The 15,807-nt window shown below is 63.5% G+C and carries 14 protein-coding genes; 10 read left to right on the forward strand and 4 right to left on the reverse strand.

Annotated features, from left to right (window positions below):
- The first annotated feature begins 98 nt into the window (after window positions 1-98).
- From NLM31_RS20830 to NLM31_RS20850, 5 genes are all read left to right on the forward strand, one after another.
- The gene (locus NLM31_RS20830) at window positions 99-380 is read left to right on the forward strand and encodes a hypothetical protein (protein WP_254193467.1); all 282 of its coding nucleotides are present in this window, start codon (window positions 99-101) and stop codon (window positions 378-380) included.
- 262 nt (window positions 381-642) lie between these two features.
- Window positions 643-1,641 carry an acyl-CoA desaturase gene (locus tag NLM31_RS20835; RefSeq protein ID WP_254193468.1) on the forward strand — a complete coding sequence of 333 codons (999 nt, stop codon included), beginning with the start codon at window positions 643-645 and terminating at the stop codon, window positions 1,639-1,641.
- Window positions 1,642-1,878: 237 nt separating this feature from the next.
- Window positions 1,879-2,388 carry a GDSL-type esterase/lipase family protein gene (locus NLM31_RS20840; RefSeq protein WP_254193469.1) on the forward strand — a complete coding sequence of 170 codons (510 nt, stop codon included), beginning with the start codon at window positions 1,879-1,881 and terminating at the stop codon, window positions 2,386-2,388.
- Window positions 2,389-2,561: 173 nt separating this feature from the next.
- On the forward strand, window positions 2,562-2,990 hold the full coding sequence (locus tag NLM31_RS20845; protein WP_254193470.1) for a MerR family transcriptional regulator: 429 nt from the start codon (window positions 2,562-2,564) through the stop codon (window positions 2,988-2,990).
- Window positions 2,926-3,336: a carboxymuconolactone decarboxylase family protein gene (locus NLM31_RS20850; RefSeq protein ID WP_254193471.1), complete on the forward strand. Its 411-nt coding sequence runs from the start codon at window positions 2,926-2,928 to the stop codon at window positions 3,334-3,336. Before NLM31_RS20845 ends, NLM31_RS20850 begins: the two co-directional genes overlap by 65 nt.
- 66 nt (window positions 3,337-3,402) lie before the next feature.
- On the opposite strand, the gene NLM31_RS20855 is transcribed toward NLM31_RS20850, so the two are convergent.
- From NLM31_RS20855 to NLM31_RS20865, 3 genes are all read right to left on the reverse strand, one after another.
- Window positions 3,403-4,197 (reverse strand): transglycosylase SLT domain-containing protein, encoded by a 795-nt coding sequence (locus NLM31_RS20855; protein WP_254193472.1) that lies wholly within the window; start codon window positions 4,195-4,197, stop codon window positions 3,403-3,405.
- Between the two features lie 47 nt (window positions 4,198-4,244).
- Entirely contained in the window at window positions 4,245-5,123 is an 879-nt protein-coding gene (locus tag NLM31_RS20860) for a hypothetical protein (RefSeq protein WP_309143697.1), read from the reverse strand.
- A 312-nt stretch (window positions 5,124-5,435) separates the two neighbouring features.
- Window positions 5,436-5,951: a ParB N-terminal domain-containing protein gene (locus tag NLM31_RS20865; RefSeq protein ID WP_254193474.1), complete on the reverse strand. Its 516-nt coding sequence runs from the start codon at window positions 5,949-5,951 to the stop codon at window positions 5,436-5,438.
- Between the two features lie 247 nt (window positions 5,952-6,198).
- Between NLM31_RS20865 and NLM31_RS20870 the strand changes: the two genes are divergently transcribed.
- A complete protein-coding gene (locus tag NLM31_RS20870) occupies window positions 6,199-6,813 on the forward strand; it encodes a hypothetical protein (protein WP_254193475.1) in 615 nt (204 codons plus the stop codon).
- 857 nt (window positions 6,814-7,670) lie between these two features.
- Here the strand turns inward: NLM31_RS20870 and NLM31_RS20875 are convergent.
- Window positions 7,671-11,438 (reverse strand): vitamin B12-dependent ribonucleotide reductase, encoded by a 3,768-nt coding sequence (locus NLM31_RS20875; RefSeq protein ID WP_254193476.1) that lies wholly within the window; start codon window positions 11,436-11,438, stop codon window positions 7,671-7,673.
- A gap of 767 nt (window positions 11,439-12,205) precedes the next feature.
- Here NLM31_RS20875 and NLM31_RS20880 point away from each other — a divergent pair.
- The 4 genes from NLM31_RS20880 to NLM31_RS20895 all read left to right on the forward strand — a co-directional run bounded on the left by NLM31_RS20880 (window position 12,206) and on the right by NLM31_RS20895 (window position 15,792).
- Window positions 12,206-13,102, forward strand: coding sequence for a DMT family transporter (locus NLM31_RS20880; protein ID WP_254131159.1), 897 nt, complete (start codon window positions 12,206-12,208; stop codon window positions 13,100-13,102).
- 93 nt (window positions 13,103-13,195) lie between these two features.
- Window positions 13,196-13,942, forward strand: coding sequence for a response regulator (locus NLM31_RS20885; RefSeq protein WP_254193477.1), 747 nt, complete (start codon window positions 13,196-13,198; stop codon window positions 13,940-13,942).
- 119 nt (window positions 13,943-14,061) lie between these two features.
- Window positions 14,062-15,321 (forward strand): hypothetical protein, encoded by a 1,260-nt coding sequence (locus NLM31_RS20890; RefSeq protein ID WP_254193478.1) that lies wholly within the window; start codon window positions 14,062-14,064, stop codon window positions 15,319-15,321.
- A gap of 72 nt (window positions 15,322-15,393) precedes the next feature.
- Complete coding sequence (locus NLM31_RS20895; RefSeq protein WP_254193479.1) at window positions 15,394-15,792, forward strand: hypothetical protein; 399 nt, start codon at window positions 15,394-15,396, stop codon at window positions 15,790-15,792.
- Window positions 15,793-15,807: the final 15 nt, after the last annotated feature.

Consider the following 15,807-nt stretch of genomic DNA (forward strand, 5'->3'; position numbering starts at 1 on the left):
ACCCATCCTACGGGCTGCGCCGCTACCAAGTCGTGATCGAAATTCGCTTGCCTTGCTTTGCGTCCTTTTGCACTCTTGCCGGGCAAGGAGACCAACGCATGAAGATCAAGACTGTCGCGTGTGCGCTCGGAACGGCCGGGGTGCTGTGCAGCCTCGGGATGTCAGGTGCTGAGGCCAAGACGCGGAAGGCCGTCGTCGTTCGCGCACCGCAAGAGAGGCTCATCGTCACGGCGCCCGTGCTGCGGCCAACGCCGTGGGATTACAATGTCGTTCCGCGCTATCGTTATCGGCCCGAAGACGACCGCGTCGATCCCTATGGCCCGCCGATCGTGCCGTCATATGTTCGGTACGAGGGATGGCGCTGGCCGTATTGGTGGTAGTGCGCAGCAATTCTTGGCTCTCGTAGGGTGGGCAAAGCGGAGCGTGCCCACCTGTTCTATCCGCATCAATGAGATCGTGGGGACGGCGCTTTGCGCCTTTGCCCACCCTACGGCATCGACGCTGACGCGCCATCCCGGCCACACCTGCTAACCACGTCCGATTCGGGTTCCGGCTCCGCGCTCCCCCGGCCTTGCCTGACATTCCCCCCGTCTATACCTTGCGTTGCGAAAGCGACGATTTTCTAGGAATGGATCGGCTGGAATGACCGTAATTGAGCGCGTTGCATCGGAGCAATCCGCAGCCCCGAAAATGCCGCCCGGCGTGCTGGTCGATGGCCCGGTGGTCGACGCGAAATTTCGCGATTCCTACATCTCGTTCGCCCTGATGATCGGAGGCTCGATCGGCGCGCTGATCTGGGCCTTCACGTATGGGATCGGCCGGGTGGAGATTTCGGTCTTCGCCGGCATGTTCATGCTGACCACGATGGGGATCGGTTTCATGCACCGCTACTTCGTGCATCGAAGTTATCGGGCGGGTCCGGTGATGCGGGCGATCCTCGCCGCGATCGCCACGATGGCGGTGCAGGGCTCGATCCTCAAATGGGCGAGCAACCACCGGCGGCACCACCTTCACTCCGACAAGCCCGGCGACGTCCACAGCCCCTATTATGACGGCGACGGTTATCGCATCGCCTCCTTCGCCAAGGGGATGGGGCACGCGCTAGGCAATTGGGTGTGGGACCGCGCCACCACCGATGCCGAATACTATGCCCGGGATATCCTGGCCGACCCGATCGCGATGTTCTTCACGCGGACGCGCTGGTACTGGTACGCGCTGTCGGCGCTGATCATTCCCGGCGGCATCGGCTATGCCTTCGGCGGCGTGCACACGATGATCGGCTGCGTGCTGTTCTCCGGCTTGTTCCGCAGCTACCTCATGACCATGGCGACGTCGCTGGTCAACTCGGTCTGCCATAGCGATGGCCGCTGGGGCTATCGCCGCTATGAGCTCAACGACGGCACCACCAACGAGCTGGTGACGACGATCCTCACCTTCGGCGAAGGTCTGCACAACAACCATCATCGCTTCCCGCGCGACGCCTATCTCTCGCACGCATGGTACGAGATCGACATCAACGGCCTGATCATTTTGGGGCTTGGGAAGCTCGGGCTTGTGCACGACATCTTCATGGCCGGAAGCCGGCAGCGAGCCTCGGACGGCGGGAAGGGGTCCGCGCCGGATACGGAGGCGACGGTCTGATCGGCACCCGTAGAAGCCGTAGGATGGGTAGAGCGAAGCGAAACCCATCAACAGTCGTCGCGGAATGATGGGTTTCGCAAGAGCTCTACCCATCCTACGGGCTACGCTCTCCAAGGCCGGATATCCGGAAGGAGAGTTGCCAAACGTGCGCGGACTGGCGAACATGGGTTGCTGATCTCGTCGGGGTATTCATTCGGCCCCGATCGACGCTATTTTGAAAAATCATTGGAGGGCGCCATGAATTGTTCGAGTTTGCGAATGTTCTTCCTTGCCGTTGCGGCCATCGTCGTTGCCACGGTCAATCCTGCGTCCGCGCAGATCGTGGCGCTCGGCCACAGCGCGGTCCACGGCAACGTCTCCGAATCCGAAATGTGGCCGGCGGTGCTGGAAGGCTTGCTGCGCGCCAAGGGATCTCAGGTTCATGTCGTCAATGCCGGCGTGTGGGGCGAGACCACCGATCAGACGCTTGCCCGTACGCCGAGCGTCGTTCCTGCGGGGACCAAGCTCGTCATCCTCTGCGACAACCCCGCCAATGACGTCAGGCACAATATGAGCCCGGTCAAGGCCATGGAGAACATCGCGGCCATCAAGAGCCAGTTGAAGGCCCGCGGCATTCGCGTCGTCGACGTCTGGGGAACCTACATGTCGGTCTGGCGGCAGCCGGGCAGCGTCGGTCCCGACGGCCGTCATCTCAGCGTCGAGGGCAACAGGAAGATGGCGGCGGCTGTGGTCGGCGTGGCGAGGTAGGCGACAGCAAAAGCGAAACGCATCAAGCGCCGCCATGATTGATGGGTTTCGCAAGTGCTCTACCATCCTAGGACATTGGAGCTGGTGCCTAGCGACCGGCGCATTTTCCCTATTGACTTAGAGTGCGCTCTAACCGGTAGCTTCCCGTGCGTCGTGACGAAAGAAGGGCGTTCATGAAGATTGGTGGACTGGCAAAACGTTCGGGGCTGTCGACCCACACCATCCGATACTATGAGCGGATCGGGTTGCTTCCCCACGCTGAGCGGGACCAATCGGGCCAACGCGAGTACGACGCATCGATCCTGACCTGGATAGAATTTCTCGGCCGTCTCAAGACAACCGGAATGCCTATTCGGGACATGCTGCATTATGCAGCCTTGCGGGAGCGTGGCGTCGGCACGGAAGCGGAACGCTGCGCCTTGCTCGAACAGCATCGCGAAAAAGTTCGCGCCCAAGTGGCCGATCTGCAGGCCTGCCTTTTCGTCCTCGACACCAAAATCGCCGGATACACCGGCGAGGACAAGAGGATGAGAGAATATGAAGCATCAATCCCCGAGCGTCGGCGAAAGCCGGCTGGAACGCGGCAAGCGGGCGCTCGCTGACATCGACGGCGAAGCTGGCCACAACGTCATTGCTGCGCTGGCGGATATCGCTCCCGATTTCGCAAACTATATTTTCGAGTTTCCGTTTGGCGACATTTATTGCCGCCCCGGCCTCGACCTGCGCGCCCGCGAAGTCGCAACCATCGCAGCGCTGACGGCGATGGGTACCGCGACACCTCAACTGAAAGTCCATATCGCGGCGGGGCTGAATGTCGGGCTGACCAAGGACGAAATCACCGAGGTCATCATGCAGATGGCTGTCTATGCGGGCTTTCCCGCAGCGCTCAACGGCCTGTTCGCCGCCAAGGAGGTCTTTGCTGCCCGGCGTCCGGGCCAGAACGGGTAACAGGAAAACCCATCAAGTGCCGTCGTGGAATGATGGGTTTCGCAAGAGCTCTACCCATCCTACGCGTCAATTGTCGTCATCCGCCGCAAGCCGCTGAAACTGCCGCTTCATTGCGTTGACCCGCGCGACATAGCTTGCAACGAGATGATCGCCGCAGCGCTCGGTGGCGATCATCTGAAAGTGGCGGCGCGCATAGGCGGTGGCGGGACCTCCGCCGCAAAGATGGATGAAGGCGGCGAGGTCCTGTTTTTGCTGCGCCGTGGCCTTCACATCGCCGGCGCGGGCGAGGACGTCAGCCACCTGGCGATCCAGATACACCGAGGCGAGCTCGATCGCGTGGCTCGGGATCGCGCGGGTGTAGAGGAAGGTCGAACCGCAGCCGTTGTCAGTCACCAAATTGCCGCGCACACAGAACCGCGCGGCGTCGCTCAGCGCCGGATCGGTCATCTGGTAGAGGCCGACGGCGGACGAGGCGGGCCGGTAGATCGCGAGCGGATTGATGCTCCATCGCCAGCGCCAATAGGTGCGCGCCACCGGATTGCCCGAACTCTCGACCTGCGCAAGGGCCGCCAGCAATTCGGGCGTGATCGTCGCGGTGGAGTAGGTGCGAAACAGCGGGCCGTATTGGCGCCAGTTTTCGGCCGGCTCCTTGTCGAGGGAATTGCCGATGAGGACGAACAGCTCTGTCGGCTTGCGGATGACGTGATAGGCGAGGTTCAGGAGCGCTGCGGCCGCAAGCAGGATCGCTGCCGTGCAGGCGATCCGAACCATTCGCGGCGCTCGCGCGAACGTCTTTCGCACCCACCGGGTACCCCGCCGGACGCTGAGGCGAGGGAGGAGGCGCTTGCTTTTGCTTGGCATGGGGCGTGTGTAGCATAGCACCAGGGCTGATGGCCGTGAACGCGAGCTCACCAATCCGCATCGCCGTAAGGATCCATCATATAGGGCGGGGGCATCCAGTGTCCTCGCGACGGAGGCCTGGGCCGGCGGGGCGGTGCGGCCGCTTGCACGTGCGGCCGTGCCGGTGCAGCCGTGTCGTTGCTCACCACGCTCCGCGCGACGGGTTTCGCGGATGCAGACGCAGGCGGAGCCGTCAGTTGTGTTTGCAGCGCCTGGACCTGCGCGGCGAGGCGCGCGTTGTCCGCTGCATCCTTCTCCTGCGCCGTCTTGAGCTGCTGAATGGTGTCGGCCTGCTCGCGCAGCGTCTGCTCGCTGCGGCCTTTCAGTTGCTCGAGCTTTCCGTTGATGGCCGCAAGCTCGCTGGTGATGGTCTTGAGCGATTGCGCGAGGTCGGACGATGATGGGTCGGCCGCCTGGGCGCTGGTTTTTGGCGCGTCCGTTTTTGGAACGTCAGCTTTTGAAGCGTCAGCTTTTGGAGCGATTTCCGGTTCCTTGGCGGGCGGCGGCGCCGGCACGGGCGTTGGCTCATCGGCCGCAGCCAGTTGCACGGCCGGCGGTTGCGCCGGACGTTCGACCGCGGACACTCGTGGCGGCTGACCGGCGGGTGGCGCCCATCGCGCCATGATCGACTTGCTGAATGATTTGGCCTCATCGCGATATTGCGAAGCGAAGGCGGCACCGAGAAGGCCGATCGCGAGCACGAGGATAACCAAAGCACGCAGCATGGGCCGATCTCCCCTCAGGCCTTGATTGCGGACCGTGCTAGCTCGTGCCGGCACGATGTCCCTGCGAGTCTTGTTCTCGGGAGGCTTGTTCTCGGGAGTTTTGGCCGCCTTCGCACTGCCGCTTGCCTGCGAGGCCCGCGAGCTTTCGCCGCCGCGTTCCATTCCGGAAACCAGCCGGTCGAGCCGCGCAAGGTCTTCCTCGGCGCTCTTGATCTGGTCAAGGGCCCGCGCCAGCCCGCCATCGGCGCGCCCCTCGTTCGGCTTGGGGGCCTCAGGCTTTTGGGGATCGGGTTTGGGGTCGTCCGCTTCAGGCACCGATGCACGCTCCATCCAGTCGGGCGCTAACGGCAGTCCGATCGCAGGAAGGATAGGCCTCACCGTCGTCCAACACAACGCGCGTGCGAAGGAGAAATTGTGGCGGCCACGGGGGCGGATCGAGGCTCCGGCACTGTCACCGCAATTCGGAGCCCGCAATCAATAGCGGCCGCCGCTGCCCTTTTGCTGCGTGATCCAGGCCGACAATGATTTCGGTGGCGCTTTCGCGGTCCGGCCCGCTGATGCCTTCGGATTGTCGCGGGCGCCTTGCGTCGAACGGGTGCGCGGCGCTTCCGTTGCGTTGACGCGCTTCGCGGCAGCCGTCGATGCCTCTGCGGCTTCCCTCTCGAGGCGCAACTGTTTCAATCGCGCCATCTTGAGGCGCTCCGCCTCGACTTCGGGTCCGTCGGACAGCAGGGCCTTGTGTTGAGCAAGCTCGGCCGGGACCAGGACGCCGAGAATGGTTGTCTCGCCGAGCGCCTTGCAGGCTTCGAGCCGATGCAGTCCCTCGACCAGAACGAGGCGGTCTCCGTCGAGCCGAACGGAAATGGGGGCCTGTTGTCCGATGTCCAGAATGCTTTCCGCGATCTCCGCGACGCTCTCGGGCCTGATCGCTTTCTTCTGCTTCGTGGGAACGAAGATCTTCTCGATCGGGAAGCTTTCCGGTTTGGGCATAACTCGACTCCGCTTCTACCGGGCCCATCGGAACCCATGCCGGTAGGTTCGGAGTTTAGCTCGTAGGATGGGTAGAGCGAAGCGAAACCCATCAATGTCCGTCGTGGAATGATGGGTTTCGCAAGTGCTCTACCCATCCTACGGGCTGTCACCGCAATTCCCATCATCTTCGCGAACCGCAAATACGGGTGGTTGAACGCTTGTGACACCCATCATCCCCGCGTGCCGCGTTGGCAGGCGGAGAAAAATGGCAAAGTTGAGACTGTCAACGACAGATTGGATTAGTAATGCCACTTATCCACGTCATACACTGAGTGTCGTTTGGGGTGCGGGGTGCGTATTGGGAGGGTCAATCATGGCAAGTGTCGGACAATTGCGCAGGCACGAAGGAGTGAACCTGGTTCAACTCGAGGCGGACATTTCATCGATCCGCCACGGAAGCTCGATCGCTTCAGTTGCTCTGCCTGATTACGTCGAGCACACCGAGGGCGTCACGCGCGTCGGCGCGCTCAGTGCAGAGGCGGTCATTCGCGACTATGAATCCGCTGCAAGAGAGATCGAGGCCATGGGCACCGAGTTGATCGACGCCGCGCAAAAATGCGAGGTGCTGACGGCCCAGGTCCATGATGCGATTGCCTTCATGCGCGAAACGGCCGCGGGCTATCGTGCAGAGGGACGCAAGATATTCAAGCGCATCGAAGAATGCGCGCTCTTCACGGAGGACGTCCGCAAGACATGTGAAGAGGTCAAACGCAGAATGACGGAAATCTCGGTCGGCGAGTCCCCCAATGAGGAGATTGCCGCACCAGTGCGCGAGCTGAGCGGAATCGCGGCCAACGTGTCGATGTCCGAGATGCCGTGATGCGGGAGCGGTAATAGCTCGTAGGATGGATAGAGCGAAGCGAACCCCATCAATGTTCGTCGTGGAATGATGGGTTTCGCAAGTGCTCTACCCATCCTACGGGCTGGCCGACTGTGCGAATTCTGGCCGGCGCAGCGGTCGGGCCAAATCGCACAGCGCCCAAAAAAAGTCGTACCGCAATTGTGAATTGTCCCACAGACGGCGGCCGTCCCGTCTGTTTATCTGCGGCCAAACGGCCCCTCGTGCGCACGCTTGGTATTGCGCACTTGGCGCCTCCGCATTCCGCAACGACTGGGTTATCGCTATGGGCGTTTTTCATCGCACGGCCATGCTTTGCAGCTGGATCATCGAGTCCACCATGAGCGGGTGTACCGAGAGATTTCGCGTGCGCTGAACAAGGCGTGCAGGAGTTGTCTTGAGGCCCCGCCGGTGAGGACGGGGCCTTTCTTATGTTCGCAATCTGCCCACTCCAGCCCGGCGGAGCCTTCGCGAGAAGGAGGCAGGGTCATGTGGGAGTATTTTGGCCCCGATTTCGCTTTCGACGTGGTCAAAGGGGTGGTCGCTGGGATCGCCTCATTGGCAGTTCAGGTCATCGCACCGCGGACCTTTCGTGCCGCGACACAGTTTCGCGCGCGTTGGGTTGCGAGAAGGGCGGCGAAGCAAGCTGCACGACAAGCGCGTCGAAATGCGGTGGCGAACGATGAGCGGTGAAGAGCGAATGGCCCGGGTGGAGCATACGCGACATCCGGGCGACACGGCGCTCCCGCAGCCGTGCGCAAATAGAGAAGGGCGGCCTCTCGGCCGCCCTTCGTCCGGGATAAGCCCGGGTCTAACGATCGTCGTGACCTGCTACCCCCTCACGAACACCCCGTCGTGCTGCCGCAAGTATCGCACTTCATGCAGGTGCCGTTCCGCACCAGCGTGAAGTTGCCGCACTCTGAGCACATCTCGCCTTCGTAGCCCTTGGCCTTGGCTTCCGCGCGGCGCTCGGCCTTGCTGGGGGCTGCGGTCGTGGCCGCGCTGCCGGCCTTGCTCCACTGCAGGGCCTCGAGCTTCTCCGTGGGGGAGAGGTCGTGGCTGACTTCCTGCTTCAGCGCGACCGCGCCTTCCAGGACATCGCCGACCCGGGCGCTCGCACCATGCCCGGCAAGAGCGGTGACCTTGCTGCCGCCGGCAGGCGCGTTGTCACTGCCGGAGGCGACCGCGGCCGAGCCGCCGCGCATCACCACGAGATTGTCGGTGCGGGAGCGGGTGAGGCCGCGCGACACCAGCTTGGTGGCGTGATGGGTCTCGTCCGGCTCCTTGCCTTCTTCCACGCCCTTGCCGAGCGCGTCGAAATTCGACTCGGTCGGATCGACATGGGCGAGATCGAAGCGCGACATGTAGCTCACCGCGAGCTCGCGGAAGACGTAGTCGAGGATCGAGGTCGCGTACTTGATGCTGTCGTTGCCCTGCACGGGGCCCGCCGGCTCGAAGCGGGTGAAGGTGAAGGCGTCGACATATTCGTCGAGCGGCACGCCGTATTGCAGACCGAGCGACACGGCGATGGCGAAGTTGTTGATGAAGGAGCGGAGTGCAGCGCCCTCCTTGTGCATGTCGATGAAGATCTCGCCGAGACGGCCGTCGTCATATTCGCCGGTGCGGAGATAGACCTTGTGGCCGCCGACGACCGCCTTCTGGGTGTAGCCCTTGCGGCGATCCGGCATCTTCTCGCGCTCGCGCATCACGATGATGCGCTCGACCAGCTTCTCGACGATCTTTTCCGAGACCTGGGTGGCACGTGCCGCCATCGGCTTCTCGTAGAGCGTCTCGACCGCATCGTCCTCGTCCTCGTCATCGCTGATGAGCTGCGAGTTGAGCGGCTGGCTGAGCTTCGAGCCGTCGCGATAGAGCGCGTTGGCCTTCAGCGCGAGCTTCCACGACAACATGTAGGCGGACTTGCAGTCCTCTACAGTTGCGTCGTTCGGCATGTTGATGGTCTTGGAGATCGCACCCGAGATGAAGGGCTGCGCGGCCGCCATCATGCGGATGTGGCTCTCGACCGACAGATAGCGCTTGCCGATCTTGCCGCAGGGATTGGCGCAGTCGAACACGGAGTAGTGCTCGGCCTTCAGGTGCGGGGCACCTTCCACCGTCATCGCGCCGCAGATGTGGACGTTGGCCGCCTCGATCTCGCGCTTGGTGAAGCCCACGGCCTGGAGCAGGTCGAAGCCGGGGGCCGCGATCGCCTCGGCACCGATGCCGAGCTGGTCGCGGATGAAATCCTCGCCAAAGGTCCACTTGTTGAAGGCGAACTTGATGTCGAAGGCGGTCGGAAGCGCCTTTTCGACCTTGGCGATGGCTTCATCGGTAAAGCCCTTGGCCTTCAGCGTCGAGGCGTTGATGCCGGGCGCGTTGGACAGCGAGCCGTGGCCGACGGCGTAGGCTTCGATCTCCGCGATCTCGCTCTCGCGATAGCCGAGCGCGCGCAGCGCTGCGGGCACCGCGCGGTTGATGATCTTGAAGTAGCCGCCGCCGGCGAGCTTCTTGAACTTCACCAGGGCGAAGTCGGGCTCGATGCCGGTGGTGTCGCAATCCATCACCAGGCCGATCGTGCCGGTCGGCGCGATCACCGTGGTCTGGGCGTTGCGATAGCCGTGCTTCTCGCCGAGCTCGAGCGCCGCATCCCAGGCCGCCCTCGCGTGCGCGATGATGTCCTGTTGCGGGCAGGAGGCGTGGTCGAGCGGCACCGGGTTGACGGAGAGGGCCTCGTAGCCGGAGGCCTCACCATGCGCGGCGCGGCGGTGGTTGCGGATGACGCGCAGCATGTGCGCGGCGTTCTTCTTGTAACCGGGGAAGGTGCCGAGCTCGGCCGCGATTTCGGCCGAAGTCTTGTAGGTGATGCCGGTCATCACAGCGGTCAGCGCGCCGCAGAGCGCACGGCCTTCCTTGGAGTCGTAAGAGAGGCCCATGGTCATCAGCAGGCCGCCGATGTTGGCGTAGCCGAGGCCGAGCGTGCGGAACTCGTAGGAGAGCTCTGCGATCGCGCGCGACGGGAACTGCGCCATCATCACGGAGATTTCGAGCACGATGGTCCAGAGCTGGCAGAGATGCTCGTAGCCCTTGACGTCGAACTGTTTGGTCTCGGTGTTGTAGAAGGTGAGCAGGTTGGCGGACGCCAGGTTGCAGGCGGTGTCGTCCAGGAACATGTATTCCGAGCACGGGTTCGACGCGCGGATGTCGCCGGACGCCTTGCAGGTGTGCCAGTCGTTCATGGTGGTGTTGAAGTGCAGGCCCGGGTCGGCCGACGCCCAGGCGGCGTAGCCGATCTTCTCCCAGAGGTCGCGCGCCTTCAGCGTCTTCGTCACCTTCTTGGAGGTGCGGGCGTTCAGGTTCCAGTCGCCATCGGTTTCGACAGCGCGCAGGAAGTCGTCCTTCAGCGAGACCGAGTTGTTGGAGTTCTGGCCGGACACCGTGAGGTAGGCTTCGCTATCCCAGTCGGTGTCGTAGACGTCGAACTGGATGTCCTTGTAGCCCTGTTTTGCAAATTGGATGACGCGCTTGATGTAGTTATCGGGAACAAGCGAGCGACGAGCCAGCTTGATTTCCCGGCGGAGCGCTGGGTTCTTCTCGGGGTCGAAGCAATCGTCGCCCGAGCCTTCGCAGTTCACGCAGGCCTTCAGCACCAGCTTGAGGTGCTTCTGGTTGATCTTGGAGCCGGTGACGAGAGCGGCAACCTTCTGCTCCTCCTTCACCTTCCAGTCGATATAGGTCTCGATATCGGGGTGATCGACGTCGACGACGACCATCTTGGCGGCGCGGCGCGTGGTGCCGCCCGACTTGATCGCACCGGCAGCGCGGTCGCCGATCTTGAGGAAGCTCATCAGGCCGGACGAGCGGCCGCCACCCGACAGCTTCTCGCCTTCGCCGCGCAGGCGCGAGAAGTTGGAGCCGGTGCCGGAGCCGTATTTGAACAGGCGGGCCTCGCGGACCCAGAGGTCCATGATGCCGCCTTCGTTGACGAGGTCGTCACCGACGCCCTGGATGAAGCAGGCGTGCGGCTGCGGATGCTCGTAGGCCGACTTGGACTTGGTCAGCTTGCCGGTGAAGGGGTCGACGTAATAGTGGCCCTGGCCGGGACCGTCGATGCCATAGGCCCAGTGCAGCCCGGTGTTGAACCATTGCGGCGAGTTCGGCGCGACCATCTGCATGGCGAGCATGTAGCGGAGCTCGTCGTAGAACGTCTGGGCGTCTTCGTCCGACGTGAAGTAGCCGCCCTTCCAGCCCCAATAGGTCCAGCAGCCGGCGAGACGATCGAACACCTGCTTGGACGAGAGCTCGCTGACATAGCGCTCCTTCTCGGGCAGAGCAGCAAGGGCCTCGGTGTCGGGCACGGAGCGCCACAGGAAGGAGGGGACGGACTCTTCCTCGACCTTCTTCAGGCGCGCCGCGACGCCGGCCTTGCGGAAATACTTCTGGGCGAGCACGTCGGAGGCGACCTGCGACCATTCGGTCGGCACCTCGACGCCGTCCATTTTGAACACAACCGAGCCGTCGGGATTCCTGATCTCCGACGTGGTCAGGCGGAATTCGATTCCCGCATAAGGTGACTGTCCCGAAGTGGTGTGGCGCCGCTCAATCCGCATGGTCTTGCCCCGTCCTTATCTTTGACCGGATCCGCCTCTCGTTGAAGGCGTCCGGGTCGCTATTTCGTTTCGCGTTTCCACCCAGGCCTGATCAGCCCTTGGGCACCGCAGTTCAGCCGGTGGATCCGGCCCAGTTTCTCCCGGGGATGTCGGGTGCGTGTGCACCTCTCATCCGCCGGCATGTCCAGACACATCCGCCCCCAAGGGGATGAGCCCGACATGCGTTCAAACGCCCCACAACGTCACAACGTCTACCGATGCCATCCGAGCCTGTTGCCGGCCCGTTCTGGCGCCCGAAAAGTCCGCTTATCGCGGGCAGACAAGCCCTTTCCCGCTGCCTTTGGCTGGCTGGCGGAGTGGCGATTTGCGAGACCCTTTGGGGGAGTGCCGGCGGGACGCAAACTCACTCGCGCCGAACGGACCGAAAGCTAGGACTCTCCGTTGCGCCCGTCAAGAACTAGTGCGAGTTCCTGAATCAAATACTAAATATGGTGGATTGCGGGGGATAACAGGGGGCAAGCCCTCACCTGTTGTTGAGCCAAGTATCAGTGAGTCCTCAGGGATTCCCAACCGAAAAAATTTGCATCCCGTGACGATACGGACCCTTCATCCCGCTGTTCACAGGGCAGGTATATTTTTGGGCAACGGGATTGCGTCAGCGGGACTCACGTAGTGGTACGGAAGGAGAGGGCAGGCATGCCCGCCGAGGCGGTGGTCGCGCCTGCGAATCCGCGCCAAGCTGACCTCGATTTTGCCGGACTGCCCACATGCTTGATTCGACCCGTCGGGATGCGCGACCGCGCATCGCCCCGGCCGGCCTGATGTTCCTCGCGATCACCTCGATCGGCTGGGGCTTCAATTGGCCGGTGACAAAGTTCCTGCTTGGCGAACTGCCGCCGCTCACCTTGCGCGGCGTCACCGGCGTGCTCGGCGCGGTGCTGCTGGCCGCGCTCGCCCTGGTCCGCGGCGACAGCCTGAAGGTCGCGCCCCAGATCTGGCCGCGGCTGGTCACCGCCGCCACCCTCAACGTCACCGGCTGGATGGTGCTGATGGGGCTCGCGCTGCTGTGGCTGCCGGCGAGCGAGGCGGCACTGATCGCCTACACCATGCCGGTCTGGGCCTCGCTGATCGCCTGGCCCGTGCTGGGAGAGCGGCCGACCTTGCTGCGCACGCTCGGGCTGGTGATGGCCTTTGCCGGCCTCGCCTCGATCATGGGCGGCAACGGCATCGCCGCCAGTGCGGAGAAAGCGCCCGGCATCATCATGGCGCTGTGCGGCGCGATCGGCTTTGCCGTCGGCACGGTCTTCTCCAAGAAGTACCCGATCCACCTGCCGCCGATCACGGCCGCGGCCTGGCAGATCGGGATCGGCTGCCTGCCGATCTCGATCGTCGGCCTCCTGATCGAGACCTCGCATCTGGACAAGGTGACACCAATCGGCTGGCTGCTGTTGGTCTATTCGACCGTGGTGCAATTTTGCATCGCGTACGTCAGCTGGTTCGCAGCACTCGCCCGCCTGCCGGCCTCGGTCGCGGCGATCGGGACGATGGCCGTGCCGGTCATCGGCGTGGTGGCGTCCGCGCTTGCGCTGCACGAGCCGCTCGGGGCAGGGCAGATCGCCGGGCTGATCTTTACGCTGGCGGCTGTGGTGCTGGCGACGCGCTGAGTAGTCTGCGAGGCCGCGAGCGCTGCAAACGGGTACAATAAAAACCGACCGGTCGACTTGTTTTTAAGGCCGCAGTCTGATATTGGCCGGCTGATGGAAGCTGCCACCGCGCCCGATTGCACCGACTATGCGGTGCCGGCCAGGATCCTCCTCGTCGAGGACGACCGGGACATCGCGCGCATGCTGGCCGAGCTGCTCACCGAGGCGAACCTCGTTGCCTCCGTCGTCGGATCTGGCGCGGAGATGGATCACGTCCTGCGGCGCGACGACTTCGATCTGATCGTCCTGGACGGGATGTTGCCGGGGGAAGACGGCTTCAGCATCTGCCGCCGGCTGCGCTCGACCGGAACGGTTCCAATCATGATGCTGACAGCACTCAGCGACGATGTCGATCGCATCGTCGGCCTGGAGCTCGGTGCCGATGACTACGTCACCAAGCCGTTCAGCTCGCGCGAGTTTCTGGCGCGCATCAAGAGTCTCCTGCGCCGGGCCTCCTACGCCAACCGCGTTGCCCGGCAGCCTGCCAGCATGACCTTCGCAGGCTGGAGGGTCGATCCGGTGCAGCGCAAGCTTCACGATCCCGACAGGGTCGAGATGCCCATGACCACGGCGGAGTTCGACATCCTGCTTGCCTTCTGCGCCAACCCGGGTCGGGTGCTGAAGCGCGAAGAACTCCTTTCGCTGACGCATGCCGGTTTGGCAGGGCCATTCCTGCGCAGCATCGACGTTCACGTCAGTCGCGTTCGTCAGAAGATCGAGCCGAACGTGCGAGAGCCGACGCTGATCAAGACCATTCGCCTCGGGGGCTATCTCTTCACGCCGACCGTTACGGCCGCCTGAGGTTGGAGCGGCTTGTTTACGCCGCGGGAAGGTCGCAGGGCGGGGCGCTAATATCTCTACACATACCGCCACGGCACGGACAAATTTCGACAGAAAAGACGCCGCAGCTTCGACCCCAAATGCTGCCGTTACGTTCAGCTCAGCGCGTCAGTCGAGGCGAGATTATGCACAATACGGAGTCAGTCATCCCAGAGGTCGCGCCGGGCCGGCGCTGGTGGCTTCCCATCTTCAGGGCGCTCGCGCATCTCCTTGGCTTAGGACGCGCCCGCGACCAGCGTCCGGTCGATGGGAGCGGCGTCATCGTGTCGAATGACGACGAGTTTGGCGATCCGAGCCGTGTGCATGCGCTTCTCGCGTCCATTGAATCCAAGCCTGAATCCACGCCGCGCGAGTTGCTCGCTGCTCCCGCGGTCATGTCGGAAGTGACCGTGCCGGAAGTGGTGGCCTTGCCGGATGCGTCTCACACGCCGCCGGACGCCGATCTCGACATGCCTGCGGTGCAGGAGAACGCGAGCCGTTCGCTCGTTCGACCGGCCGCAGCCGCGCCGCGTGCGCGCGTGCCGGCCTTCAGGTACGTTCCGCGCAGGCTCGCCTTTGAGATGCCGAGGTTTCGCAGGTCTCGTTTTCGTTTCCTGGACGCATTGCTCCTGCTTGCGATCGTCGGCGGTTTGTCCATGTCGCGCGGAGAGCCGGCGGCATCCAGCCCCGATGTGGCAGCGGTCAGTCAGGACATTCGCCGTGATCCAGCTGATGGAGCCGAAATAGATTCCACCGCGCAGCCGGGTGTGACAACCATATCCACGGAAGGCAATCAGCCGGTCGACGAAGCCACGTCCCCGCCCGGCACGCGTGCGGCCGAACCCGAGACTGGTGTCTCGGAAGCGCGCGATATCCTGACGACGACGACGACGGAGCCGAAGGCCGAGAAGGCATCTGCGGAGCCGGCACGTGAGAGCTCGAACCGCGACGTCGATGCCAACCGGGCGCCGGCGAAGGTCGCGGGCATCCCGGCTGAACAGAAAAAGGAAGCAAAGGCCAAGGTCGAACCCGCCGGGCGCCAGAGGTTGGTGCGCCTCGCTTCCACGGCGCCGGCCGAGAAGCCCAAATTGCTCGGCCAGCTACGGGGCGACGTCGACTATCGGAATTGGAGATCGAGTGCGGCTGACGTGACCCCTTCCTGGGGCGGACCCCCGCCGGTGATCTACGGCCCGGCACCAGCTCCGAATGTTGCCGTCGCCGAGCCGGCCAACGCGACCAAGCGACAGGATAGGCTGTCTTATGCCAGGTCCGGGGTTCTGGAGCGCGTGATGGATGCACCTGGAGCAGTGCTGAGCGGGGGCCGGCAGGCCCTGTCCAACATCCTCGATGCGATTTGGTGACCAGAATTAATGCCGAGCCGGGTGATCTGACTCAGCGATCCCGCCAGTCGCCCATTTCAACTCGACACAGCCATGTTGTTGCGTAGCTACTCTCGACCTGCGACCGGCAACTGCACCTTGGTACAGGGGCAGGCCGGTCGTCTGCCGGCCGCGCTTGGCATGCGCGGTATCATGCGGTTTGTTGTGCTGCCGGTCGTCATCGGATTGGGGCTTGGAGGTTGCGCGACGACCCCGGGTGGCGCTGCTGGCCTTCGCAATCCGCTCGATGCACAAGCATCTCTCGCCGAGGGCGGAAAAGCGACCGACAAGAGCGGTTATCTTGCAGTCCACGATTTGCCGCCGGCGCGCAAGGCGCCGCTCATGGACGTCGCCGAGCAGCAACGGATCAAGGCCGCACTGATCGCCGCTCGCGGGCGTCAGACAGTCGCGCCAACCAAGGCCTCATCAGCGGATGCCAATGCTTCGCGATAGCATGACCTCGATCAG

Origin of the sequence: Bradyrhizobium sp. CCGUVB4N (genome assembly GCF_024199945.1) — a bacterium.
In the GTDB taxonomy this organism is placed as follows: domain Bacteria; phylum Pseudomonadota; class Alphaproteobacteria; order Rhizobiales; family Xanthobacteraceae; genus Bradyrhizobium.